27 protein-coding genes, 1 tRNA gene and 1 pseudogene are annotated in these 23,615 nt (G+C 54.5%); 16 read left to right on the top strand and 13 right to left on the bottom strand.

What is annotated here, in order from left to right; genetic code table 11:
- Window positions 1-787: 787 nt before the first annotated feature.
- Window positions 788-2,242: an AMP nucleosidase gene (locus tag AB1748_RS13040; RefSeq protein ID WP_367395579.1), complete on the bottom strand. Its 1,455-nt coding sequence runs from the start codon at window positions 2,240-2,242 to the stop codon at window positions 788-790.
- A 450-nt stretch (window positions 2,243-2,692) separates the two neighbouring features.
- Between AB1748_RS13040 and AB1748_RS13035 the strand changes: the two genes are divergently transcribed.
- The 6 genes from AB1748_RS13035 (at window position 2,693) to AB1748_RS13010 (ending at window position 8,351) form a co-directional block, all read left to right on the top strand.
- The gene (locus AB1748_RS13035; protein WP_128084378.1) at window positions 2,693-4,102 is read left to right on the top strand and encodes an EmmdR/YeeO family multidrug/toxin efflux MATE transporter; all 1,410 of its coding nucleotides are present in this window, start codon (window positions 2,693-2,695) and stop codon (window positions 4,100-4,102) included.
- Between the two features lie 174 nt (window positions 4,103-4,276).
- Window positions 4,277-5,389 carry a lactonase family protein gene (locus AB1748_RS13030; RefSeq protein ID WP_367395578.1) on the top strand — a complete coding sequence of 371 codons (1,113 nt, stop codon included), beginning with the start codon at window positions 4,277-4,279 and terminating at the stop codon, window positions 5,387-5,389.
- Window positions 5,390-5,523: 134 nt separating this feature from the next.
- On the top strand, window positions 5,524-5,679 hold the full coding sequence (locus AB1748_RS13025) for a hypothetical protein (protein ID WP_167498253.1): 156 nt from the start codon (window positions 5,524-5,526) through the stop codon (window positions 5,677-5,679).
- A gap of 2 nt (window positions 5,680-5,681) precedes the next feature.
- The gene (locus AB1748_RS13020) at window positions 5,682-6,155 is read left to right on the top strand and encodes a hypothetical protein (protein ID WP_367395577.1); all 474 of its coding nucleotides are present in this window, start codon (window positions 5,682-5,684) and stop codon (window positions 6,153-6,155) included.
- 598 nt (window positions 6,156-6,753) lie between these two features.
- Window positions 6,754-8,124 (top strand): VENN motif pre-toxin domain-containing protein, encoded by a 1,371-nt coding sequence (locus AB1748_RS13015; protein ID WP_367395576.1) that lies wholly within the window; start codon window positions 6,754-6,756, stop codon window positions 8,122-8,124.
- Window positions 8,121-8,351 (top strand): hypothetical protein, encoded by a 231-nt coding sequence (locus tag AB1748_RS13010; RefSeq protein ID WP_367395575.1) that lies wholly within the window; start codon window positions 8,121-8,123, stop codon window positions 8,349-8,351. Before AB1748_RS13015 ends, AB1748_RS13010 begins: the two co-directional genes overlap by 4 nt.
- 68 nt (window positions 8,352-8,419) lie before the next feature.
- On the opposite strand, the pseudogene AB1748_RS13005 reads toward AB1748_RS13010, so the two are convergent.
- From AB1748_RS13005 to AB1748_RS12995, 3 genes and pseudogenes are all read right to left on the bottom strand, one after another.
- A pseudogene (locus tag AB1748_RS13005) lies at window positions 8,420-8,654 on the bottom strand (SymE family type I addiction module toxin).
- A 179-nt stretch (window positions 8,655-8,833) separates the two neighbouring features.
- The gene (locus AB1748_RS13000) at window positions 8,834-9,214 is read right to left on the bottom strand and encodes a YidB family protein (RefSeq protein WP_293771502.1); all 381 of its coding nucleotides are present in this window, start codon (window positions 9,212-9,214) and stop codon (window positions 8,834-8,836) included.
- A gap of 26 nt (window positions 9,215-9,240) precedes the next feature.
- Window positions 9,241-9,501, bottom strand: a complete 261-nt coding sequence (locus tag AB1748_RS12995; protein WP_111141197.1) for a GlsB/YeaQ/YmgE family stress response membrane protein — start codon at window positions 9,499-9,501, stop codon at window positions 9,241-9,243.
- Between the two features lie 154 nt (window positions 9,502-9,655).
- On the opposite strand from AB1748_RS12995, the gene AB1748_RS12990 reads away from it, so the two are divergent.
- The gene (locus AB1748_RS12990) at window positions 9,656-9,910 is read left to right on the top strand and encodes a LysM peptidoglycan-binding domain-containing protein (RefSeq protein WP_111141196.1); all 255 of its coding nucleotides are present in this window, start codon (window positions 9,656-9,658) and stop codon (window positions 9,908-9,910) included.
- A gap of 224 nt (window positions 9,911-10,134) precedes the next feature.
- On the opposite strand, the gene AB1748_RS12985 is transcribed toward AB1748_RS12990, so the two are convergent.
- The 3 genes from AB1748_RS12985 to AB1748_RS12975 all read right to left on the bottom strand — a co-directional run bounded on the left by AB1748_RS12985 (window position 10,135) and on the right by AB1748_RS12975 (window position 11,933).
- A tRNA-Asn gene (locus tag AB1748_RS12985) sits at window positions 10,135-10,210 on the bottom strand.
- 103 nt (window positions 10,211-10,313) lie between these two features.
- The gene (gene mtfA / locus AB1748_RS12980) at window positions 10,314-11,087 is read right to left on the bottom strand and encodes a DgsA anti-repressor MtfA (RefSeq protein WP_233499002.1); all 774 of its coding nucleotides are present in this window, start codon (window positions 11,085-11,087) and stop codon (window positions 10,314-10,316) included.
- A gap of 168 nt (window positions 11,088-11,255) precedes the next feature.
- The gene (locus AB1748_RS12975; protein ID WP_111141194.1) at window positions 11,256-11,933 is read right to left on the bottom strand and encodes a hypothetical protein; all 678 of its coding nucleotides are present in this window, start codon (window positions 11,931-11,933) and stop codon (window positions 11,256-11,258) included.
- Between the two features lie 611 nt (window positions 11,934-12,544).
- On the opposite strand from AB1748_RS12975, the gene AB1748_RS12970 reads away from it, so the two are divergent.
- Together AB1748_RS12970 and AB1748_RS12965 are read left to right on the top strand one after the other, a co-directional pair.
- Window positions 12,545-13,249: a phosphohydrolase gene (locus tag AB1748_RS12970; RefSeq protein ID WP_111141193.1), complete on the top strand. Its 705-nt coding sequence runs from the start codon at window positions 12,545-12,547 to the stop codon at window positions 13,247-13,249.
- Between the two features lie 71 nt (window positions 13,250-13,320).
- Window positions 13,321-13,602 carry an Arc family DNA-binding protein gene (locus AB1748_RS12965; RefSeq protein ID WP_111141192.1) on the top strand — a complete coding sequence of 94 codons (282 nt, stop codon included), beginning with the start codon at window positions 13,321-13,323 and terminating at the stop codon, window positions 13,600-13,602.
- Window positions 13,603-13,642: 40 nt separating this feature from the next.
- Here the strand turns inward: AB1748_RS12965 and dcm are convergent, their stop codons facing one another.
- Window positions 13,643-15,028 carry a DNA (cytosine-5-)-methyltransferase gene (gene dcm, locus AB1748_RS12960; protein WP_293771492.1) on the bottom strand — a complete coding sequence of 462 codons (1,386 nt, stop codon included), beginning with the start codon at window positions 15,026-15,028 and terminating at the stop codon, window positions 13,643-13,645.
- 189 nt (window positions 15,029-15,217) lie between these two features.
- Between dcm and AB1748_RS12955 the strand changes: the two genes are divergently transcribed.
- The 5 genes from AB1748_RS12955 (at window position 15,218) to AB1748_RS12935 (ending at window position 17,494) form a co-directional block, all read left to right on the top strand.
- Complete coding sequence (locus tag AB1748_RS12955; protein ID WP_111141190.1) at window positions 15,218-15,697, top strand: very short patch repair endonuclease; 480 nt, start codon at window positions 15,218-15,220, stop codon at window positions 15,695-15,697.
- Between the two features lie 52 nt (window positions 15,698-15,749).
- Window positions 15,750-16,025: a hypothetical protein gene (locus tag AB1748_RS12950; protein ID WP_293771487.1), complete on the top strand. Its 276-nt coding sequence runs from the start codon at window positions 15,750-15,752 to the stop codon at window positions 16,023-16,025.
- A 10-nt stretch (window positions 16,026-16,035) separates the two neighbouring features.
- A complete protein-coding gene (locus tag AB1748_RS12945; protein ID WP_367395574.1) occupies window positions 16,036-16,947 on the top strand; it encodes a DUF808 domain-containing protein in 912 nt (303 codons plus the stop codon).
- A gap of 33 nt (window positions 16,948-16,980) precedes the next feature.
- Window positions 16,981-17,112, top strand: coding sequence for a hypothetical protein (locus AB1748_RS12940; protein WP_003854444.1), 132 nt, complete (start codon window positions 16,981-16,983; stop codon window positions 17,110-17,112).
- Between the two features lie 187 nt (window positions 17,113-17,299).
- The gene (locus tag AB1748_RS12935; protein ID WP_111141187.1) at window positions 17,300-17,494 is read left to right on the top strand and encodes a YodC family protein; all 195 of its coding nucleotides are present in this window, start codon (window positions 17,300-17,302) and stop codon (window positions 17,492-17,494) included.
- A 63-nt stretch (window positions 17,495-17,557) separates the two neighbouring features.
- On the opposite strand, the gene AB1748_RS12930 is transcribed toward AB1748_RS12935, so the two are convergent.
- From AB1748_RS12930 to AB1748_RS12920, 3 genes are all read right to left on the bottom strand, one after another.
- Window positions 17,558-18,778 carry a glycosyl transferase gene (locus AB1748_RS12930; RefSeq protein WP_111141186.1) on the bottom strand — a complete coding sequence of 407 codons (1,221 nt, stop codon included), beginning with the start codon at window positions 18,776-18,778 and terminating at the stop codon, window positions 17,558-17,560.
- Between the two features lie 30 nt (window positions 18,779-18,808).
- Complete coding sequence (locus AB1748_RS12925) at window positions 18,809-19,597, bottom strand: mannosyl-3-phosphoglycerate phosphatase-related protein (RefSeq protein WP_111141185.1); 789 nt, start codon at window positions 19,595-19,597, stop codon at window positions 18,809-18,811.
- Window positions 19,598-19,950: 353 nt separating this feature from the next.
- The gene (locus tag AB1748_RS12920) at window positions 19,951-20,184 is read right to left on the bottom strand and encodes a DUF2525 domain-containing protein (protein ID WP_367395573.1); all 234 of its coding nucleotides are present in this window, start codon (window positions 20,182-20,184) and stop codon (window positions 19,951-19,953) included.
- 314 nt (window positions 20,185-20,498) lie between these two features.
- Between AB1748_RS12920 and AB1748_RS12915 the strand changes: the two genes are divergently transcribed.
- Together AB1748_RS12915 and dsrB are read left to right on the top strand one after the other, a co-directional pair.
- Window positions 20,499-20,657 carry a YqaE/Pmp3 family membrane protein gene (locus AB1748_RS12915; protein ID WP_111141183.1) on the top strand — a complete coding sequence of 53 codons (159 nt, stop codon included), beginning with the start codon at window positions 20,499-20,501 and terminating at the stop codon, window positions 20,655-20,657.
- 63 nt (window positions 20,658-20,720) lie between these two features.
- Window positions 20,721-20,915, top strand: a complete 195-nt coding sequence (gene dsrB / locus AB1748_RS12910; protein ID WP_111141182.1) for a protein DsrB — start codon at window positions 20,721-20,723, stop codon at window positions 20,913-20,915.
- 141 nt (window positions 20,916-21,056) lie between these two features.
- Here the strand turns inward: dsrB and AB1748_RS12905 are convergent, their stop codons facing one another.
- Window positions 21,057-22,763, bottom strand: coding sequence for a methyl-accepting chemotaxis protein (locus AB1748_RS12905; protein ID WP_367395572.1), 1,707 nt, complete (start codon window positions 22,761-22,763; stop codon window positions 21,057-21,059).
- A gap of 142 nt (window positions 22,764-22,905) precedes the next feature.
- Window positions 22,906-23,541: a transcriptional regulator RcsA gene (gene rcsA, locus AB1748_RS12900; RefSeq protein ID WP_009089542.1), complete on the bottom strand. Its 636-nt coding sequence runs from the start codon at window positions 23,539-23,541 to the stop codon at window positions 22,906-22,908.
- Window positions 23,542-23,615 lie beyond the last annotated feature (74 nt).

Below are 23,615 nucleotides of genomic sequence, written 5' to 3'. Positions count from 1 at the left end.
ATTTTTCGTTACTCTACATTAATTTGACCTTGCAACTTAATAATCCTACAGAGAAATAACGTATTATATCCATCACCGTACTTTAATCGTACCTTTTGGTATGCAGAGATGAGTATAAAATTAATATCACAAGCCAACGCTCAGGGAAAGTTTGTTGAATAATAAAAAAGAAGTATGCCCATTACCGAAAGGTTATGGGCTTTTTTTTAATAAACCCGGTAATGATGGTTTCTGATTACGATAAACGAGAGAGCATCATGGTTCACAGCGCATTCATCTGGCTACGGATTTGCGCTGCGCCTCTTTCGCATGTCGGTCGTGGATGCGTTTCAGCTCGCCCGGATAGGCGAACGCCTATCATAATTCCCGCCAGTCATACTTTCAGGTTTAATTTGGTGCTGGGTTGGAAGCCAGAGTCAGAGCCGGAAATTCACCGCGATAAAGAGTTCAGCATGATAATCAGCGATAACTGCGGAAGGGTTGGGGGGCCGTCAGAGCCGCTGAGCGGATGCGGGCCAGGGATGTCGCGAAGCGGCAGGTTCGCGCCAGGGATGACGGGTTCCGCCGGTCCGTGAGAAATCCGGAAAAGGCAGAGGGAGCGCGAAGCGGCGGTGTTGCAGGCCGGAGCCGGGGGCAGGGGGACGCGGCGACCGGCGCCCCCTTGTCGGTCGCCTGCTGAAGCGGGCCCGAAACGGCCCCCTTCACCACGCGAACGAAACCCGCTTAACGCCCGTTCAGGCAACAACCCTGCACCGCCGCCAGACGAACCCTCGCCAGCAGCAAAATCTTACCGGAATGGCGGCTCGTTAAAGGTCCGCAACTTACGGGAATGCAGCTTATCGCCTTCAGCCCGCAGCAGCTCAACCGCATGGATACCAATCTGCAGATGCTCTGAAATCGCACCCTCATAGAAACGGTTTGCCTGACCCGGCAGCTTGATCTCACCGTGCAGCGGCTTATCGGAAACGCACAGTAGCGTGCCGTAAGGCACACGGAAGCGATAGCCCTGGGCGGCAATGGTGGCGCTCTCCATATCTACCGCGACCGCGCGGCTCAGGTTGAAGCGCAGCGCCGACGCCGAGTAGCGCAGCTCCCAGTTACGGTCATCCGTGGTCACTACAGTGCCGGTGCGCAGCCGCTGCTTCACCTCTTCGCCTGGCATGTTGCTCACCGCTTTGGTGGCGTCATAGAGCGCGCGCTGCACTTCGGCGATGCTTGGGACCGGAATATCCGGCGGCAGCACGCTATCCAGCACATGGTCGTCACGCAGATAGGCGTGGGCCAGTACATAATCACCAATCCGCTGGCTCTCGCGCAGGCCACCACAGTGACCAATCATCAGCCAGGCGTGCGGACGCATGACGGCAAGATGGTCGCAGATGGTTTTGGCATTCGACGGGCCGACGCCAATGTTAATCAGCGTGATACCACGGCGATTCGGTGACGTCAGGTGCCAGGCGGGCATCTGATGCTTCTTCCACGCCAGATCCGAAAGCATCGACTCGCTGTCGGCAGTGTCGGCGGTCAGCACCACATCACCGGCACAGGCCAGGCTGTCGTACGGGGTATTGGGATCGCGTACCTGCTCAATCGCCCAGCGCACAAACTCATCGACATAACGGGTGTAGTTGGTGAACAGCACAAACGGCTGGAAGTGCTCTACGCTGGTGCCGGTGTAGTGACGCAGACGGGCCAGCGAGAAGTCGGTGCGCAGCGCGTCGAAGTGCGACAGCGGGAACTGGGCATCTGCGTGGAACAGGCCATCGGTCGTCTCATCGCCAATCTGTGACAGCTCGGTGGTCGGAAAATGGCGCGCAATACCGGCGCTCATGGTGCGATCCAGGGAGAGATCGGAACCGTCGATCACATAAGGATAGGGGATCTCCTGGCTGGATGGCACCACGGCAATCTCCAGCTGATACTCCTTCTCCAGCATCTGAAGCTGTTCCGCAATATAGTGACGCAGCAGTGCCGGACGGGTGATGGTGGTGCTGTAACTGCCGGTATGAGTAAAGCGTCCCCAGGCGCGCGTGCGGTTCTGCTGCGGCCCTTCGCCGTGCCAGGTGATGCGCAGCTCCGGATAAACAAAGAGCCCCTGCGCCCGCTTGTCGGCATCGGGCAGTGTGCCGTTTTCCGTAAAGGCTTTAATCGCCGCGCGCAGCGCCTCAACAGCCCCCTCGTACAGGCGTTCAAGTTCATCCAGCGCCTGCTGGCTGGTCAGGTTTTTCCGTTGTGTCGGCATGGTTTCTCCTTCCATTTTTTTCCGCGATTTGCCCCAAGCTTAGCGGGTTTGTTGCCGGGATTGGTGAAGAATATTGAGTTGCTTTAATTTTGTGCTGAAGCCGGGCGTTATCTGAGCAGCGCGACGCGACGGCAGAAAAGAGAACATAAAAAGTCGTTAAGGAAACCTTTAGGATCCAGGGAGGAAAATGCCCCCTGAAGCAGCAGCAGGACACTCAATACGCCGTAACATCAACGTCAGGTAACACAGCGTCACGGCAGGGAAATCGTCAGGCCGACTGAAGCTGGCAGCGCACCGCGACAGAATCTGCCGGTACGACCCTAAAAAGTTTGTAACTATGATTAATTTCCACCGGAAAGACTTTGCATATTTCTCTGACCCCTATCATCATAATATCTCGTCAGTCTCTTCTGATTTGGTAATCCTTTGCAAAATCCCGGCGTAGCAGTGATGCAGGCGATCAGACGCACGGCGTGGTATCCGAAACGCCGCTCTTATCGCACGCTCTACTGGCGTGAAATATCGCCACTGGCAGTGCCTATCTTTTTCGAGAACGCCTGTGTGTTGTTGATGGGTGTGCTGAGCACCTTCCTGGTCAGCTGGCTGGGTAAAGAGGCGATGGCGGGCGTGGGTCTGGCCGACAGCTTCAACATGGTGATTATCTCTTTCTTTGCCGCTATCGATCTGGGCACCACGGTCGTGGTGGCATTCAGCCTCGCCAAACGCAACGGTAAGCGGGCGCGGGCCGCCACGCGCCAGTCGCTGGCCATGATGACAATCTTCGCCTTTGTGCTGGTCATCGCTATTGAGTTCTGGGGCCATCTGATTGTTGATGCGATAGCGGGGGCCGCAGACCCGAAAGTGAAAGCCCTGGCGCTCAGCTACCTGCAGACCTCCGCCTGGAGCTATCCGGCGGCGGCCATTACCCTGATCGGCAGCGGGGCGCTGCGGGGCGCAGGAAACACCAAAATCCCGATGCTGATAAACGGCGGCATGAACATCCTTAATATCATCATCAGTAGCGTGCTGATCTACGGCTGCTTCTCATGGGACGGTTTAGGTTTTGTCGGGGCCGGACTCGGGCTGACCATCACCCGTTATATCGGGGCGATTGCGGTGATCTATGTGCTGATGATCGGCTTCAACGCCTCGCTGAAAATCACGCTGTCGAGCTACTTCCGGCGCTGGAACAGCAGCATCCTGATGGAAGTGCTGGGGATCGGCGTGCCTGCCAGTATCGAGTCCGTGCTGTTCAACGGCGGTAAACTGCTGACTCAGGTCTTTGTCGCGGGCATGGGCACCAGCGAGATTGCCGGTAACTTTATCGCTTTCTCGGTGGCGTCCCTGATTAACCTGCCGGGCAATGCGCTGGGGTCGGCGTCGACCATTATCACCGGCACCCGTCTGGGCAGGAATCAGGTGTTCCAGGCGGAGCGTCAGGTGCGGCATGTATTCTGGCTGGCAACGGCCTGTCTGAGTGCCATTGCGCTGTTGACGGTGCCGCTGGCAGGGCTGCTGGCGCGTTTCTACACCAGCGATCCGGAAGTGATTAATGTGACGAAGCATCTGCTCTGGCTGAATGCACTGTTTATGCCGCTCTGGGCCGCCTCCTGGGTGTTGCCCGCCGGGCTTAAAGGCGCCCGCGATGCGCGTTATACCATGTACGTGTCAATGTTCAGCATGTGGGGTGCGCGCGTGGTGGTCGGTTATCTGCTCGGCATCCAGTTCGGGATGGGCGTGACCGGCGTCTGGCTCGGGATGTTCCTGGACTGGACGGTGCGCGGGATTTTCTTCTGGTGGCGGCTCAACAGCGGTAAATGGCTTAACCGCTATCAGAAAATGATCGAGAAAACCGGTTAGCGCCTTTGCCTTCCTCCGGCGGCGGGGGAAGGCACTATCAGAAATCCCTGCGCCGTCACATCTCCAGACTTTCGCGCCTGATTTCAGACAGTTGCACAAAGCCACTCTCGCCTCACCGGGTTAGCGTAAACCCTGCTGCGCACTGGCGCAGATCAAACTTATCGAGGTGACCCTATGACCCGTCTTAAACCGGCGCTGGCCCTGTTGCCACTGCTCTGCAGCAGCCCACTGTGGGCGACAACCTTTGTTTATGTGTCGAACGCGGAATCCGGCACGGTATCCCGCTATCAGCTCAGCGAGAAAGATGGCGGCCTGAAGTGGCAGGGCGATACCCCCGCCGGGAAAAAGATCATGCCGCTGGCAGCCAGCCCGAATGGCCGATGGCTGTATGGCGCACTGCGCACGCCGCCCTATGCGATCGTCAGCTGGCGCGTGACCCGGCCACAGGGTGTGCTGCAGAAGCAGGCGGTGACGCCGGTGTCCGCCAGTTTTCCCTGGATCACCACCGACAGACAGGGTCGCTATCTGCTCGCCGCCTCGTATGACAGCGATATCGTCATCAGCTACCGGATTGATGATAAGGGTGTAGTGACAGCGCAGGTGACCAGTGAGGTGAAGACCGGGCCGCACGCCCACTCGGTTATCACCGACGTCAGCAATCAGTCGCTTTATGTGGGCAATCTGGGTGCGGATCGGGTGCTGCAGTACCGATTCAGCGCTGATGGGGTGATAACGCCGCTGGGAACCGGTTTTGTCCAGGGTGAGAAGAACAGCGGTGCGCGGCATTCTGTGATCTCGCCGGATAACCGTTTCCTCTATAACCTCGCAGAGATGAGCGGCACCATCACCCAGTTCCGGCGTGCAGCGGATGGCTCCCTGACAGAACTGAAACGCTGGCCGAACGCGGTGGCAAAGCAATATAACCTGCAGCATGGGGTGCAGCGTCCGGCGGGCTACAGCGATCCGACGCCGCGCATCTGGGCGGCAGACATTAAAATCACGCCGGATGGGCAATTTATTTATGTGACCGAACGCACCTCCAGCACCGTCAGCGGCTACCAGGCAGATAAGCAGTCGGGTGAGTTAACGCTGATCGGCAGCTGGCCGGTCGAGAAACAGCCGCGCAGTATGGCGATTGATGCGCAGGGGAAATGGCTGATCGTCAGCGGAGAGAAAAGCGCCGTCATTGGCAGCTACGCCATCGATTCCGCCCGCGGCACGCTCACACGGGTCGCTGAAGCGCCGGCAGGGAAAGGCGCAAACTGGGTTACGCTGATCACGCAGTAGCCAGCCTGAAGCGGGCTTTCAGCCAGTCAGAATCTGCTTTGTCATTTCTGGCATAAGCAGCGCAGAAATTTTTGCTTCTGTTGGAGCGTGCAAGCGGGTTTACTCAGGGCATCAACTGAAGCGGAGAACCTGAGATGAAACAGAAACTGAAAGCCTGGTTTGAGCAGCTGCTGAGTGGTTCTGCGGCAGAGGCAGCCGGGCATGATATCAATGTTGAACTGCTGCTGCCGCTGGGCCAGCTTTATGGACTGGAATATTATCCGGCCGTGCATCGCTACCATGAAAAATAAGGGTGGCTTTGTTTTTTCCGGTTAAAGGCTCGCTATCCCGCGGGCCTTTTTCATTTGTGGGGCGTGGTGTGCAACGGTGGGTTTTATTCGGATACCTTCACCGTTTTATTGCATCCGGTTCTTTAGATATTTATATGAATGAGCGCGAAGGTAGCGTGATTGCCAAAAACGACCTGACAATCCATAGCCAGAATACCCTTTGTAACCTCAACGCCGGTCTGCTCCAGGCTGGTGGCGATCTGCAACTTAGCGCATTGAACGATATCAACAACGTCAGCGCGACGATTAGCGGTAAAAAAGTCGCTCTGGAAAGCGTTAACGATGACATCAATAACCTGACTACGTCACAGCTCTGGCACCTGGATGCAGACAACGGCAAGGGAACGAAGAAATCTTATACCGAAACCCTGACTGGACCAGCGGCCAGCATCACTTCACTGGACTCTCTGACCCTCAAAGCGGGCAACGATAGCTAACCTCAAAGCCGGGGGTGATCTGCTGCTGAATGCCTGGAATGATATCGCATTACCGGAAGTAAAAGCGTTACTGGTACCTCGCAGTGCGGTTTCGGAAACTGCTGGCAAAAAATTGATGCGACCAGTACTGAGACTATTAACACCACGGGCAGCCAGATCGTCGCCGGACGTGATCTTGGTGTAACGGGTTCCAGCGCAGTAGGCGATAACAGTGTTGCGCGTAAGGCAGGACGTGATCTCGCGATCGCTGCGGCCACTGGAGAGCAGCATAGCCACAGCCTGAAAGAAATTAAAAAGAGCGGCATGATGAGCGGCGGCAGTATCGGCGTGACGTTCGGCAGTGCTTCTACTCGCCAGCAGCTTAATCGTGACGTCACAACCCAAAGTCAGAGCGCCAGCGCTGTGGGCAGTACAGTAGTAGCGTCACGTTAATCGCCGGTAATAATGCCCACATCAGTGGCTCAGACGTCATCGCTAAAAAAGAGGCTGGGCTATGTCATGCAAACAGACCATGCAGCCCGGATAAGCTCTTGCCAACGGCAATATGAGCGAGGCGGGGATCAAAATTGAGCTTAGCGTCGGCGCGAGTAAGAGTAAATTGTCGTCGGAATATAAAGCCAATGCCGTCAAAGGCAGTTCTCTTAATGGCGGCGGCAGCTATTCAATGGCAGCAGCCGCAGTAACGGGCGTTCTGGGCGGCCTCGGCGCAAGTAATCTGGGCGCAGCCGCAGCGGGTGGGATGGCACCGTATATCGCCAATAAAATCAAGCACGCAACCAGCAAATTTGTCGATGGACACGAGCAGACTAACGTCCTGGCCAATACTATGGCTCATGCGGTCGCAGGTGCCGTGCTGGCTCAGCTTGCAGGTAACAGCGCATCAGCGGGGGCAGCCGGTGCTGCAGGTGGTGAGCTGATGGCCAGAGCGATCCTCAGCACGATGTATCCTGGCAAGAAGGCCAGCGAACTGACAGAGGATCAAAAGCAGGTTGTCAGCGCGCTCGGTCAGTTGGCAGCAGGGCTTGCAGGCGGATTGGCGACGGGCGATACTGCAAGAGCGGCGACCGGCGCGCAGGCGGGTAAGAATGCGGTTGAGAATAACTATCTGAGCAGTACAGAAGCCAGAGCGCTCGATAAAGAAATGCAGGACTGTAAAGCCTCGGGTGGTGACTGTAATAAGGTTGCTGAGAAGTACATCGCCATCAGTAATGAAAACAGCAAGGAGCTTCAGGAAGCCTGTACCGGCGGCGGTGTTACCTGTTTGAGCTGGGAAGAACTAGTTCAGGCGGCAACTAACGTTGCGCTGAATGCGGATAAACATCAGGTAAGGCTGGATGAGAAACTTAAAGATCCGGATGCGGCGGCGATAGTTAAATATCTTAACGGTTCGGATCTTAAATTTTTGAAGGAAAATATTACGAACGGCGATCGGGTTATGGATGTAATTATGACCCCAACTTCTTGGCCGGTAGCAATAATGGGTTGGAAGGCCATTATTACTAATGCCATGAATAATACTAAAGAGCAACTTATTGCTGTCGGTGTGGGTATGTCCGCAGGTGCAGGTATCCAGTATGGAACAACAGGTGAAGTGAAATTATCAGACGTTATCGGTTCCGGGTTAATTGGGGCTATTACGGCAGGTAAAGGTTATAACCCAACAATGGCCTGGAATGCGGCAGGCGGTTATTATCAGGCGGAAATAAGCGGTGATGATCCTTTTATCGCGACGATGTTGAGTAAGGCGGGTTCAACAGTCGGATATGCGACAGGCAACGTAATCAAAGTACCAATGGATAAAATACTTAACCCCGTAACTAAACAGTATGAATGGGTGCCGACCGGTGTCTGGACAATTACAAAACCAGTATCCCAGCATCCTTTACCATCAGTTGTCGGAAATATAGGGGGCTCTGTTGCATCAGGATTGGTTCCAGGATATTTGGAAAAGACGGAGACTAAAAAATGATAAAAAGTCTCATGGTGCTAGCCAAGGTTTTTTTGATATTTGAATTAGCATTGAGTTTCGTTGTTGTGGTTTTTTTTATATTTTTTGAGGGAGTAAGTTATTTAACTGAAGGCGTCTTTTATTTTGATAACTTATGGCGTGGGTTAAAAGGTGCTACCTTTGGTACTATTCCTGCAAGCCTGATTTTTTGGTTTGCCTATCACCTTTTACCTTTATTTAAAAGGTGATCTCTATTAGTAAGTGACAACCAAACCCCAGTTCATTTTGCTGGGGTTTTACAGTATAGGTCAGCCAGTTATGCATCTCCCTCCAGCCGGAAGCTCAACTGTCCCGGCCCGGTGATCACCTCGATCTTCTGCCCGGTCGTAAATCCTAGCGCTTCCAGCCAGCGGCCTTTAATGGTGAGCTGTGGCAGCCGGTTCGGCAGGCCCCTGTTAGGCCGGTATCCCACTTTGTAATAATGCAACTGCGATTCGCTGGCGGCGGTTATGGGTGTGGCGGGTATCGGGCTGAGGATGCGTGTCAGCCATGATCACTCCCTTCTGAGTTGCTTATTGTCAGCGGGCTATTGGTGTTGTCATACCCTCAGCCCGCGTTCGTGTTAACAGATAATCTTTTGTTTATAGACTAAATTAGTCCATGTACCCAACCCAAAAGATAAAAGCCCACTACTTTAGCCGCAGGCTTTTATCCCCCGGTTGCCTTACGCTTAGTGTGTTAACTGACTGACCAGCCCGGTTAAATCGGCTTTCTTGTCAATTACGCCTGCGGAAGAGGCTTTATCAACCAGCTGAGGCAGATATTTTACCAGCAGGTTCAGTGCGTCGCTGGTGTTAATGCCCATTCGTGCAGCGAGCTGTTCAATGGCCTCAGAGTTAATCATCTTCTGCACCAGATCGCTGCTCAGGGCAACGTTCTGCTGATCGCCGAGCCAGGAATTAACCACTTCGCTGTACTCGCCGTTCTGAAGATGACTGACGATCGTGTGCAATCCGCCTTGCTGCTCAACCCACTCCAGCACGCCTCTCACTTCCTGACTGGTCTGATTATTCAGGCCGCACATCGCCAGCACAGTATCCAGTAAACTCATTCTGCTATCCCCTGAAAATTAATCCGTTACGCCTGCTTGCACGCTCTGATTTTATGAATAACGAACAGCACAATAATGGCACCGACGGTGGCAATCGCGATGCTGAAAATATTAAAACCACTGACCTGGCCAAAGCCCAGCGCCGTACTGACCGCACCGCCAATCAGCGCGCCGATAATACCCAGAACAATGGTCATAAAAATACCCATGTTCTCTTTACCCGGCATGATGCATCTGGCGATGACACCGGCAAGCAGTCCGAATAAAACCCATGACAATATACCCATTCTCAACATCCCTCTTTTTATAAAATTAATTCGCGTTTAACAGTGGTTTAATCCACAAAATTAAAGCGGGTGTATCGTACGCCGCGAAGTAATTGTCTGGCAATCCTGTTTTTTTAATTAAAGTAAACGTTTCAGAAACGATAGGGGAGTAAATATGAGCATTCTGGATAATATTAAAAATATTGGCGGTGAGTTGTTAAATGCTGTTGATAAAAATGTTGAAGATAAACCCGCGACGGCAGCGGGCACGCGCAGCTATACCGTGAAGTCCGGTGATACGCTGAGCGCAATCGCTAAACAGTTTTACAATGATGGCGCGCAATATATGAAAATCTTTGAGGCGAATAAGGGCATCCTCAGTAACCCGGATCATATTGCACCGGGTCAGGTGCTGACGATCCCTGAATAATATTGTCAGTCGACTAAGCCAGCCGGTCTGTTTTGACGGCTGGTTTTTAGCGGATCGCTTTGCCTGTAGCCCGGTGAAATAGGGAATTGCGGCTGTGCAGAAAATTAACGCCAGCGGCTTTTTCATTATCGGCAGGGGAGATGACAACAAGCGTGCGCAGGAGAAATCTGCGGCTTCCGAAAAGCAAAAAAGCAGATATCCGGAGATATCTGCTTTTTCTAATCTGGCTCCTCTGACTGGACTCGAACCAGTGACATACGGATTAACAGTCCGCCGTTCTACCGACTGAACTACAGAGGAATCGTTGGAACGAGGCGAATATTAACGACGTCGCCCGAAGGTGTCAACAGCAAAAAATACATTATCATTCAACTGGCTAGCTTTAAAGCAAAGCGATCACGATTTAAGCACTTTGGGCCGTCTCTGCGGTTATTCTGCTCAGAGGGTCCTGCTGATAAAAGTGCTGAAGATGCTGATACATGGACGGAAAGCGTTCAGCCAGCAGAACCGGGGCCGTAAAAAAGTATTCAGAGAGGACGGCGAAGCACTCCGCTGGATCGCTGGCGGCGTAGGGATCGAGAGTCGCTGCCTGTTCACCGACCAGTTCCACTTCCGTTTCAATCTCTGCCATCGCGGCACGCAGATCTTTTTCCCACTGCGCCACATCGCGCAGTGGCATCATGGGCACGCCGCTGGTGTAACCACTGCCGCGTGCATCCAGCTTGTGGGCCACTTCATGAATGACCAGATTGAAACCGGAGAGATCAAACGAATCCTGAATATCGAGCCAGTTGAGCACCACCGGCCCCTGCGTCCAGCTCTGTCCGGCATGAACGGCGGGTGAGCTGTGAACCAGCCCATCCTCATCCTGCCACTGATCCGCCACGCTGAACGGTTCAGGATAGATAAGTACGTCATGAAAACCGTCCAGCCACTCCAGGCCCAGTTCCAGCACCGGCAGGCAGAAGAGCAGGGCGATGCGCACGCTGCGCAGTTCATCCAGCTCAGCGCCTTCCATCACCACCAGCTTTTTCTGTTGCAGAAAGCGCGTCGCCAGCGCGACCAGCGTCTGCCGCTCGGCCTCACTGAGCGGGCTGAAGATCGGTTGCGCCAGTCCCTGCTGCCAGGGCAAGGCAACCAGCCTGTCGTTATGCGTTTTCCAGGGCCATTTAAACATCGTAACTCCTGCACAGAACCGGACTCTCTGGCTATCCTGACGCGCCAGACATAAAAATGCCAGCATCGAATGCTGGCATCAGATTCTGACTTCAGGGCTGAAGGCCTATTCAACCCGTTAGCGCGGCCGTTGTCTGTGATTTAACCCGCAAAGCGTGGTTCTGGCGGGTTATTTGCGTTCAACACGCTGAAATTCAATGACCCAGACCCAGGGGTTAACTTCCCAGCTGGTGGCACCGTACTGTTTTTGCCACGCTTTGCGGTACGCCTCTTTGGGCGACTCCGAATTGACGTTCATGGTGAAGAAATTATTGAGGAAGTGCGAATCGGTCTGTACGCCTTCCGCCATGATGTCATCTTCACTGATATCCTGAATTTTTTCCGCACGTACGCCCGTAATCTCCAGATTGATGCGGCTGGCCCAGCGCGGCATGTGGATGGCGGTCTGCCAGCCAAACTCTTCGGCTTCCGGCGTACTCATCGCATGCTGACCCAGTTCGTTGCTGTCTGCCCGGTACTGGCAAAATTCCGGCTGACGAAACGGCGTCGGGTCGCGGTCATATTCTGCCAGATCGTGCTCTGGCACCATGGGACCACGCCAGGTTTCACGCACCCAGAGAATGTCGCCGGGTTTGCCATACGGGCACTGGTAGCTGATGTCCGTCATCGACATCATCTTATAGCCATGAAGATGGTTCGCGCTCACATCGAAAGCGTGTACGCCTTCGTGATGATCCTGTCCCGGACCAAAAGCCTGCGTTTTCATAATGCGCCGGGTTTGTGTTTGCTGGCCAACCAACAGGGCACGAACACGCTGTTCGGAAAAAAGAATCGGCCGTTCTTTCATGGATTACCTCTTTTTATTAGTAGAACCCGGTTACTGCTGTAAACGTCCATTTGCTTCACATCTGAGAGTTATCATAAAGGCTTTAAATCATTCTGCTTAATAATTTGTCGCCTGACAGTCACTTTGAAAGTGCCACTTTGATAGTTGAAAACCAGCAAAATGCAAAAAGCGCACCAACGCTCTCTGTCCAGGCGGCAGAAAGCGATGAAGAGCACGGATACAGTACGTTATAACGGTAAAAATAGGAACCTTTTCAGCTTTTTTCCCCTGTCATCACACATAATTTTACAATCACCGATGATGAAAAAAAAAGTTTAAACGGACCCGTAAAGGGTTCTCAGACAGAACAAAACATTACGCCTGTTAAACTAATTTTCTTAGCAGCAATTCACTGAGGAAAGACTGAAAACCGCCGAAATTGCGGTTATTGTGTAACAGAGATGCTATACAGATGATCCAGATCTCATTTTTCTGCCAGAAATCGCTGGCAGCGCCGCGCTTTTCGACCGCACTGTAAAAAAAGTGTCATTAGCCAGTCGCTATGATGGCTTGCCGTTCGCGCACTGATCACGACAGAGAAACCGCTGTCGATCACTACAGGGAGACAGACTATGTCACTTACACTCTGGCAGACTCGTTACGAAAGCTGGTTTCAGGCGAACTGGATCCACGATGATGGCGCACACGATATCGCCCATCTGCGGCGCGTATGGATGAGCGCACAGCGAATCATGACCGGCACACCGGCCGATCCGCTGGTGGTGCTTACCGCCTGTTATTTCCACGATGTGGTTAATCTGCCCAAGAATCACCCGGAGCGTCATCTCGCCTCAACGTATGCCGCAGCGGAAACCCAGCGCATTCTGCAGCAGGACTTTCCTGACTTCCCGGCTGAGCGCATTGAAGCCGTCATGCATGCCGTGAAAACGCACAGTTTCAGCGCCGGCATTCCGCCGCAGACGCTGGAGGCGAAAATTGTGCAGGATGCTGACCGGCTGGAGTCGCTGGGTGCGATCGGGCTGGCGCGGGTCTTTTATACCGCGGGTGCGCTTAACCGTCCGCTGTTCGACAGCCAGGATCCCCTGGGCAAAGACCGCGAGCTGAATGACGTCAAATGGACGCTGGATCACTTCCAGAAGAAACTGCTGCGCCTGCCGGAGACAATGCACACGGAAACAGGTCGCATGCTGGCAGAACACAACGCAGATTTTCTGGTGCGGTACATGGCCAAGCTCTATGCCGAACTCCAGGGCAATCTGGTGGGAATCGATGAGGGTGTGCTGCGGGATTTCACCCCGTTGCGCACCGAATATTAAATTTTTATGACAGTATGTTAATCGAAACGGTCATCCGGTAGCGTGTAGCAATAACAAAAAGGAGTGGCGCAATGACCGAAACTGTTAATTTAACGATTAAAATTGACCCTGAACTGAAAGAAACGATCAAACAGCTGGCGCTGGAAAATCAGATTTCAATGAGCCAGGAGATTGTGCAGCGCTTACAGGCCAGCCTGGAAACGCATCCGCATCCGGCCATTGATAGTCAGGACATCACTGAAGAGTCAGCAGAGAAAGCAACGTCTGCTGATGAAAAGGCTGATGGGCTTACCGCGACCGAGCTGAAGCAGATTCGCCTGCTGCTGAAGAAGCAGGGTAAGAAAAAGAAATAAAACAGAAACCCGTCGAAAGACGGGTTTTTTTCAGCGCGATTCAGCGCGATGACGAGGTCAGCTGGCGGATATGCGGCAGCAGGAGCTGAGCCACCGCGGCGAACACCGGCACCACCACTGAATTGCCAAATTGCTTATACGCCTGGGTGTCTGATACCGGAATACGGAAGGGCGCCTGGCCTGGCACATCAAACCCCATCAGGCGGGCGCACTCACGCGGCGAGAGACGACGCGGACGGCGGGCCATATTTTCCGCATTCTGAAACGCTGCTTCTCCCAGCGCATTGTCCCAGCCACGGTCGATCAGGATTTCTGAACCATCTTTGTAATAGCGCGCTGACAGCGTTCGCACGCAGCAGTCAGGATTTCGCGGGTCGTTCAGGCCAAAACCAAACCCGTTGCCTCTGGCTTTATGTTTCTTCGCGTACTCATAGAGGTAGCGCCACAACACCGGCGACAGGATATATTTGTCGTCCGGGGCGTGCTCCAGCAGGCTCTGCAGGGTCGGCACCTGCGCGGGATAGAAGCGGCGGATATCGCGCAGCGTAAAGTCCTGCTTTTTCAGATCGCGACGGATGCCCACCAGCACAATGCGTTCGCGATGCTGGGGCAGAAAGTGACGTGCATCGATCACTTTGGCGTCCGGGCTGACAGCACCGGCATCGGCGATGTCATAACCCAGTTCATCCAGCGTCTCCATGATAATCGCAAAGGTCCGGCCTTTATCGTGGCTTTTCAGGTTCTTCACGTTTTCCAGCACAAAGAACGGCGGCTTTTTGGCAGCCAGGATGCGGGCCACATCGAAAAATAGCGTGCCCTGAACCTGACACTCAAAGCCATGTGCGCGACCCATCGCATTCTTTTTGCTGACGCCTGCCAGTGAAAAGGGCTGGCAGGGAAAACCCGCCAGCAGCACCTGATGATCGGGGATGGCGGCATCAATTGCCCGATAGATCTCGTCATCACCGGTCAGCCCTTCCGGCTGGGTGACCTGACGGATATCGGTATTGAAGTGATGCTCCAGCGGATCGCTGTAGTGGTTCGCTTTATAGGTGCGCACCGCCTCTTTGTTCCATTCACTGGTGAAAACGCACTTGCCGCCAATCGCCTCAAAGCCTTTGCGAATACCACCAATCCCGGCAAAGAGATCGATAAAACGAAATTCGGGATCGTCATAATGGGCGGGCCGCGACGGCAGCAGTGACTGCAGCAGCAGCAACTCTGCCTCACACAGCGGTGGCAGGGCGCTTTTACCCTGACGTACCCGGTTCAGCAGGGCTGGCGTCCAGCCGGTAAAGCCAGCCTGCTGCAGGCGGGCCGTGAGATCACGCACCGAATAGATTTCCAGCACCTGCTGCACGAGTTCAGCGCTATCGGCAGAGGAAGGGGCGGCAGAGAGTGGTTCAGCGAGGAGGGCGGGATGCATGCATTTTTCCTTAACAGTAAGGCGCCTATGCTATCACTCCCGGCGCTGCAGGGAAATTCCGGGATGTGCCCTGCAGTGGCACCCCGGAATCTTCTGCTTTTACGGCCCCGCATCCAGAGTCAACCGGCGGCGACTTTCGCTTTTCGCGGCGCAGGCTAAAGTTACATAACCAGCAAAAAAGGAGAGGTTATGGCTGATGTTCACTCCAGCGAAACACGCAGCAAGAATATGCGTGCGATTCGCGCTCAGGATACGGCCATTGAGCAGCGTATTGCGCTGCTGCTGAAAGACCGTGGCTTCAGCTACCGCGTGCAGGATAAAAATCTGCCGGGACGGCCCGACTTCGTTCTGACCGACCAGCAGGCAATTATTTTTGTGCATGGCTGCTTCTGGCATCGTCATCACTGCTATCTCTTTAAGCTGCCCGCAACGCGCACCGAGTTCTGGACCGGAAAAATTAACAGTAACGTTGAGCGCGATCGGCGTTACGTACGCCAGTTGCAGGAGGCGGGCTGGAAGGTGCTGATCATCTGGGAGTGTGCGCTGCGGGGCAGACTGCGCCTGACGGATCAGGATCTGCTGGAGCGGCTGGAGGAGTGGCTGCTGGTGATGTCAGAGAGCGCCGAGATCGATCATCAGGGCATTCATCATTACCACGCAGATTGCTAATCCCGGACATAATTGGTTAGATCTGCGCTTTCTCCGTGGCCAGGAGGCCGAAATGAGCAGCATAAAACTGACGGTAAAACGCCTTTATCAGATCCGTGACGAGCGGATGGTCAACACCAAAGCGACCGCGCGGGTCTATAGCGGCGAGAGACTGATTGCCACGGAGGCGATCACCGGCATGACCGAAAGTCCGGTCAGTAAATATCTGCATGCGGAAGGCACAGCAGGTGAGACGGTGCGGGTAGAGTGGGATTGTGAGGGCATCGCCGAGATGACCGTGACGGAAATTGAGCGCTGCCCATGTTGTCAACATAACGAACCAGACTAAGGATAAGATTTTGGCGGGAACCAGTTTACTCACTTTACTTGATGATATTGCAACACTTCTGGATGATATTTCCGTCATGGGCAAAGTGGCGGCGAAAAAAACGGCGGGGGTGCTGGGTGACGACCTGTCACTGAATGCCCAGCAGGTCACGGGCGTCAAAGCCAATCGCGAGCTGCCGGTGGTCTGGGGTGTGGCCAAAGGATCGTTTCTTAACAAACTGATTCTGGTGCCGCTGGCGCTGATCATCTCCGCGTTTGCGTCCTGGCTGATCACGCCGCTGCTGATGATTGGTGGTGCCTATCTCTGCTACGAAGGCGTGGAAAAGGTGCTGCACAGCCTGCAGCACGACAGGCAGAGCAAATCACCGGAAGCGCGTCAGCAGCGACTGGATTCGCTGGCGAATCAGAACGCGGCAGAGTTTGAAAAGAAAAAAATCAAAGGTGCGGTGCGGACCGATTTTATTCTCTCTGCGGAGATCGTCGCCATCACCCTGGGGATCGTCTCAGAGTCCCCGCTGCTGAATCAGGTGATTATTCTGGCGGGCATCGCGATTCTGGTCACTATCGGCGTCTATGGCATCGTCGCGGCGATTGTGAAAATCGATGACCTGGGATTCTGGCTGCGTGAAAAATCGTCCCGCCTGGCACAGGGCATCGGCAGTGTGCTGCTGGCTGCCGCGCCCTGGCTGATGAAGATCCTCACGGTGGTCGGCACGATTGCGATGTTCCTGGTCGGCGGCGGCATTGTGGTGCACGGCATCGCGCCACTGCATCATCTGATTGAAGAGGTCAGCGGCGGCTTCAATGGCTGGATCGCGATGCTGCTCAGCAACGGTGCTAACCTGGTGCTCGGCTTTATCATTGGGTCGATCGTGCTGTTAGTGGTTAACCTTATTGCCAGAGTGCGCGGAAAATCGGTATAAAGCGCACTTTGATTTACGGTCAGGAGAATGACGATGAACGACGACATGTTTGAATTTGATATCGACGCACAACTGGAGCAGGCTGAAGCGAAAGCGGAGAAAAAAGCCAGCGAAGTGCCGGACGATCTCGGTGACGAAGCCGACTGCGAAGGGTGCAAGATCTGACGTCAGCGCCTTAACCTTTCCTCAAAGCGGGTAATATTTTTTATCCGCTTTGTTTATTTTCCGCATATCTCTCTGCTTAATTCTGAATTTGCCCTTTTTTTGCGTGCCTTAACAGGCAGGAACCCCGTTCGCCTGCTATAAAGGAAATCATCACCCCGGTTATTAACATTCGTAAAAGGAGCGCATCATGGTTTTTGCAATCAGTGAGGAAGTGCAACACAAGGAAGAGGGCCAGACAATGGTGGTGACCGGCTACGCCAGTGGCATGGTCGAGTGCCGCTGGTATGACGGCTACGCGGTGCGCAGTGAAGCTTTCCGCAGCGATGAGCTGTGTGCGACAGCACCGGCGCAGCAGCTGGCGGGCTCAGGCCTGCAGGTCTGACGACCAGGCAGGCCCGGTGAGCAAAACGCGGTGGCGGGCACACTCTGTGCCGCCCGCTCAGCTTCAGACGTTGCCGTCGTTATCCTCTTCAACGGCCTGGTAGATGCGTTGTAAGACGTCCGGGAACGCAGACTGCACCCGGCTCCAGCTCGGAATAAACGGTTTGTCGTTAGGCCGTTCGATAAAGGCCTGACCCGCTTCCAGGATCGACTGGGTGAACATCTCCACCGCCGCTTCCTCGACATGCTGATCAAACTTCAGGCCGTTCATCGCCGCCTCATGGTTATAGGTCTCCATCATATCCAGCGCATTACGGTAGTAGGTCGCCTTCAGCACCCGGAACGAGTCACTGGTCAGCGGCACACCCATCGTGGCGAGCTTACGCAGCAGCGACTGAACAATGTCACTGCTCATGCGTTTCAGGCCGCCGGTGCCATCATCTTCCGCCAGCGGCTGATGCTTGTGATCGTAGTTATCGGCGATCTCCACCTGACATGACTGGCGGGTAGTATAGTTACGGTAAATCTCCGACAGCACACCGATCTCCAGCCCCCAGTCTCCCGGAATTTTGATGCCGTTCAGCACATGCGTCCGCATGGCAAACTCGCCGGACAGGGGATAGCGGAAACTCGACAGATAATCCAGATACTCGGAATGACCGTAGACTTTCTGCAGCGAGCGCAGCAGCGGGCCGACCAGCAACCGTCCTACGCGGCCATTGAGCTTGCCGTCGGCCACGCGTGCGTAGAAGCCTTTGCAGAACTCATACTGAAAGGCCGGATTAGCCAGCGGGTAGAGCAGGCGGGCCAGCATTCCGCGCTCGTAGGTGACGATATCGCAGTCATGCAGGGCGACGCAGCTGGTGCGGTCGGATGCCAGCGTATAACCGGTGCAGAACCAGACGTTACGTCCCTTGCCGGGCTGGGTAGGGGATAAACCCTCCTTATCCAGCTCGGCATCAATAGCCTTCAGACGCGGGCCATCATTCCACAGAATGCGATGCCGCTGCGGCAGCCGGGAGAAAAATTCGCGCGCATAGAGAAACTGGTCGCGGTCAGCCCGATCCAGACCGATGACAATTTCGTCCAGATAGGGCACTTTCGCCAGCTCATCGACGATATTCGTCAGTGCCGGGCCTTCAAGTTCGGAAAACAGCGATGGCAGGATCAGCCCCATTTTGCGTTTGCGGGCAAAGCGTACCATCTCTTTTTCCAGCGACTCCACGCTGCGGTGGGTCAGATTGTGGAAATTGGTGATTACGCCATTCTGATAAAAGTCACTCATCGCATCATCCTTTTAATGCCCGCGGGCAGCTTATTGAGGTTGAGTCAAAAAATAGTCCAGCCCTTCACGCCAGCCCTCAGGGCCGTGATGCGCCGTGTGATAAACCTGCTGCTGATCGGTGCGGGTAAGGGTGACCGGTGTTTTACTGTAGCCCCGGATCACCACGGCGTAGTCCACCGCATCCAGCATCGGGGCATCGTTGGGCCCGTCGCCCAGACCGATGGTGACGCGCGACTCACCGGGTGAGTGATCCAGCAGCCAGCGCAGCGCCTGGCCCTTGCCGCAGCCCGCGGGCATCACATGCCAGAAACGGCCACCCTGAGTCAGGGCCAGGCCTTCAGCGCCCAGCGCCTCGCGAAACTGCGCCAGCGCCTCCTCACTGTCGCGCCAGACCACCACCTCGGAGGCGTCGCGCTGACGCGACAGCGCCGCATCTGCCTCGCTCAGGCCGGTCATTGAAGCCACGTCCGGGTCGGAGAAGTCATGAAAACCGGTGAAGCGCCAGGTGGCTTTCATGGCGGCCAGCCGTTCGCAGATCGCCTCATAGGTCTGCGTGTCATCCAGGCGAACCCGCTGCTGATCGTGCGTCTGTACCACGGCGCCGTTCTCCGCAATAAAGGGCGAGCCGCTGATACCCAGCCTTTTCTGCAGCGGAATAATCTCGGCGGCCGTTTTACTGGAACAGATCACCAGCGGCACGGCCTGCTGTTTCAGCGTGGCAAGCCATTCACTGGCCGCATCCCAGCGATAGGTGTGATGGTCGAGCAATGAACCATCCAGGTCGGTAACGATCATTAACGGCTGATGGAGAGTGGGCATTAACAGGCTCCTTTCATCACGTTCGCGGCTAAAGCAGCGATTTTTCAATATTATAGTTGAATCTGGCGCACACTTTTTTTAATGTGCCGTCTGCGATGAATCCAGGATTAATCTTAAAAATTCGTGCCGGAACAGGCGACGTGCGCGAAGTGCGCAGAGGCTAAGTGGCTGTCTGACGCGGTATTTTCGGTAACTTCAGAACTGAAATTTCCGGATAGGGTGCAGAAATGTGCATATCAGGTGCTTGTTTCGCCTGTGGGATAGCGTAATCTGCACAGGTGTTAAGAATTCCCTGGTGTAACGAATTGAATTTTTACCCGGCCATCCCGCCGGGTATTTTTTTGAAATCGATTTCAGCGATTCGCTTCACTGGCGCGGTAATCGCAGATATCGATTTCGAATGCCTCAGCCAGTTCGCTGTAAGAGTGGAAAATCTGGCCATCCGCTTCCAGCCGTGGCGCCTGCTCCTGCTCCATATAATCCCGCACCTCTCCCGATGTCCTGGCCTGAATCGCCGCCAGTAATCCCTCGATATCCACCTTCAGTTCGGACGGTTGCCCGTCGCTGTGCTGTTTTTCGTCTGTCATGTGCTGACCTCCGGATGCAAACAGAGTGATCAGTATAGAACGCGGTAGTAAAAGGGGAGTCCAGGCAGATCGCAGAAAAAAAGCCCGCGCTGCGCGGGCAAAATCCTTGTTACTAACAGGTTGGCTGCACCTCTGGGGGGGGCAGCAGCAGGATGAGTGTAACGGCCCGGCACGTCAGAAGTCCGGCAGCGAACTGTCAGGAAAGCGAAAAGGTGTAACCTTACTCAGATTTACCTGACTTTTCGCCTGAAGAGAGCAGATTCAGCTATAGTTGAAGATAAAGCTGATTTATTTCAACACCTAAAGGAAGGGTTATGGACATCTTAAAAATTATTATCGCTATCCTGTTGCCACCGCTGGGCGTGTTTATGCAGGTCGGTTTTGGCGGCGCTTTCTGGCTGAATATTCTGCTGACTCTCTGTGGTTATATTCCTGGTATCGTTCATGCTGTCTGGGTGATTGCCCGTCGCTAACGCGCTGCATCGCCACGGTTCTTCGTTTAGACTGTATTCAGCTACTCATCAGGAGAACCGATAATGAAGGTCAATGACCGCGTCAGCGTCAAAACCGATGGCGGCCCGCGCCGCACCGGCACTATTCTGGCTATGGAGCCATTTAATGAGGGCACCATGTTTCTGGTCGCGCTCGAAGATTACCCGCTGGGAATCTGGTTCTTTAATGAGCTGCATCAGCCGGATGGGATTTTTGTTGAGCCTTACGAGGACGCCTGAACCTGACGTGACGTAAAAAAGCCGCCTTCCCGCAAAACGGGAAGGCGGCTTTTTGCTCTCTGAGGCCGGGTGGCGACGGGCGTTACGCACTCATCCGGCCGGTTGTTCGGTTAGCAGTGGCCGCAGTGTCAGCCGCCTGACTCAGAAGGTTTCCCAGTTATCGTTACCGGCGGCCAGCGCCGGACGGGAGGCAATAGCAGGGCTCTTTAACGCTGCCGCCTCACGCGCAGGCGTCCGGGCGGCGGCGGGCGCGTCCTGCAGACGGAACGCTGCCACGGCCTGGGTCAGTTTGCCTGCCTGATCTTCCAGCGAGGCGGCTGCGGCGGTGGCTTCTTCCACCAGTGAGGCGTTCTGCTGGGTCACATTATCCATCTCGGTAACGGCCTGGCTGACCTGCTGAATCCCCCGGCTCTGCTCGTCCGACGCCGCCGCGATCTCCGACATAATATCGGTCACGCGACGCACCGCTTCGACAATTTCACCCATGGTGTTGCCGGCGGCACCAACCTGATGCGAGCCGTCATTAATCAGCGTGACCGACTCGGCGATCAGGGATTCAATCTCTTTAGCCGCCTGCGCACTGCGCTGTGCGAGATTCCGCACCTCACTGGCCACGACCGCGAAGCCACGACCCTGTTCACCGGCACGCGCGGCTTCAACCGCCGCATTCAGCGCCAGGATGTTGGTCTGGAAGGCGATACTGTTAATGACGTTGGTGATCTCGGCAATCTTCTTCGAACTGCCAGAAATATTGTTCATGGTTTTCACCACGCTGCCCACCAGTTCGCCCCCGCTGCGCGCTTTGCCGGAGGCATCGGCCGCGAGCTGACTGGCGTGGTGTGCATTCTCGGCGTTCTGTTTCACTGTCGCGGTCAGCTGCTCCATGCTGGCAGCGGTCTGCTCCAGCGCGGCGGCCTGCTGCTCGGTGCGTGACGAGAGGTCGGTGTTACCGGCAGAAATCTCACTGGAACCCTGATAGATCGCCACCGCACCTTCACGCACCGTTCCCACGGTGGTGACCAGCGCCTGCTGCATCAGCTGCAGGTTATAGATCAGCGTGCCGATCTCACTGCGGCCATGCGGCAGAGGCGGGGAGGTCAGGTCACCCTGAGCAATACGTTCGATACGCTGCACCGACAGGCGCAGCGGCGTGATGACTACGCGGCGCAGGAAGACAAAGGTCATCAGCACCAGCACCAGCGCGGCGGCAAAGGCCACCGCCATTGAGATAAAGCCGACGCGCGACTGATGGTCCGCCTGCGCATTGATCGCCATCGCCCGGTCAGTACGGATCTTGATCGCCTTCAGCAATACCGCGTTGTAGTCATCATCCAGCTTGCGGGTTACATCGGTTTCCTGGGCGATAATGCCCTCGAAGCTGCCCTCTTTACCGGCGTTGATCATCGGGATCAGGCCTTTGGTGATGTAATCGTTGAAGCGGGCCTTCAGGCTGCTATCGAGTTCCGTGTCGGCGGGCGATTTTACCTCCCGCGCTTCATACACGGCGAAGCCCTCTTTGGCCTGCTGGATGCGTTTTTCGGCCGCTGCCACATTGGCACGAAACTCATCCATTTCCCCGATACGCGCGGCGGCACCGGCCTGGATAATAGTCAGGCGGGCGGTACGCAGATGGTTCGAACTGTTTGAAAGGCCCATGCGAACCTGAATCTCGTTGGTCGCATCATCAAGAGAGTGATTGCTTAAAATCAGGAAGTAACTGGCGACACCGATACAGAGTGCAAACAGCAGCAAAATGCCGCCGAAGATCAGGCTAAACAGCGGCACCAGACGGAGATTCTGCCAGAGGCCCGCGCTTTTCTGTCCATCATTATCTACTGCAGTGTTCATATCCATGCTCTCATGAGGCTGATTGTTATAAAACTTAACATCGGCAGCCGGAGCAGAAGGCTTAACAGCCAGAGTGAGACGCAGATCGCAATTTCGCGCAATAAAAAACCGGCCATAAAGGCCGGTTCCTGTGCTGCGACAATCAGCGAATATTAACGTAAATACCCGAGGTCACATTATCCGTCAAACGAACAACATGATAAATAACCTGCTTATTATGGGTTTTGATTTTGCGTTTAATATTCCCTTTGTGCGACGAAACCGTCTTGGCCTTAATTTGCATCTTGTCTGAAATCTGGATGGTATCATGACCTGACATCCACATTTTCAGCATGTTTGATTCAGTCTGGCTCAGCGTCAGCGGATGTACATCCATGCCCGAAGAGATGCGCGCAGACTGGTTAAGCTTCTTCTGCAAATAGGTACTGAGTAAGGAATCAAGGGTCGAAGTCTTCATCGATTTTGACGTAATAATCAGGTTCTTACGAACGTAGAGATATTCCTCAAAATGGATATTGCTGATCGCCATGAATATAAAAAACAGTGTGTCAGGATGCTGTGTAATAATGCTGCGAATGCGTTCGCTGGAGTCAGACTCATGAATGAAGCAATCTTCATTAATAAAGACGACACCAGGATTTAATTGCTCACATTTTTGCTGTAGTTGTTCAATATCGGAGACAGACGAGATGTTCTTCTTCTTAACTCCTTTTAAAGACATGTAGTCTGTTAATCCCAGGCGTGTGTAGTTGCAGGAATCCATAATAATAGTTGGCATAATAGCGACCCTCACCAATTTGTTATCCGTTTAAATCAACGATGAATACGCGTTGCGGTACGAGAGAGATTTCT

Origin of the sequence: Pantoea sp. Ep11b (assembly GCF_040783975.1) — a bacterium.
Classification (GTDB): Bacteria; Pseudomonadota; Gammaproteobacteria; order Enterobacterales; family Enterobacteriaceae; genus Pantoea.
This window is presented reverse-complemented; position numbering and strand designations above follow the sequence as displayed.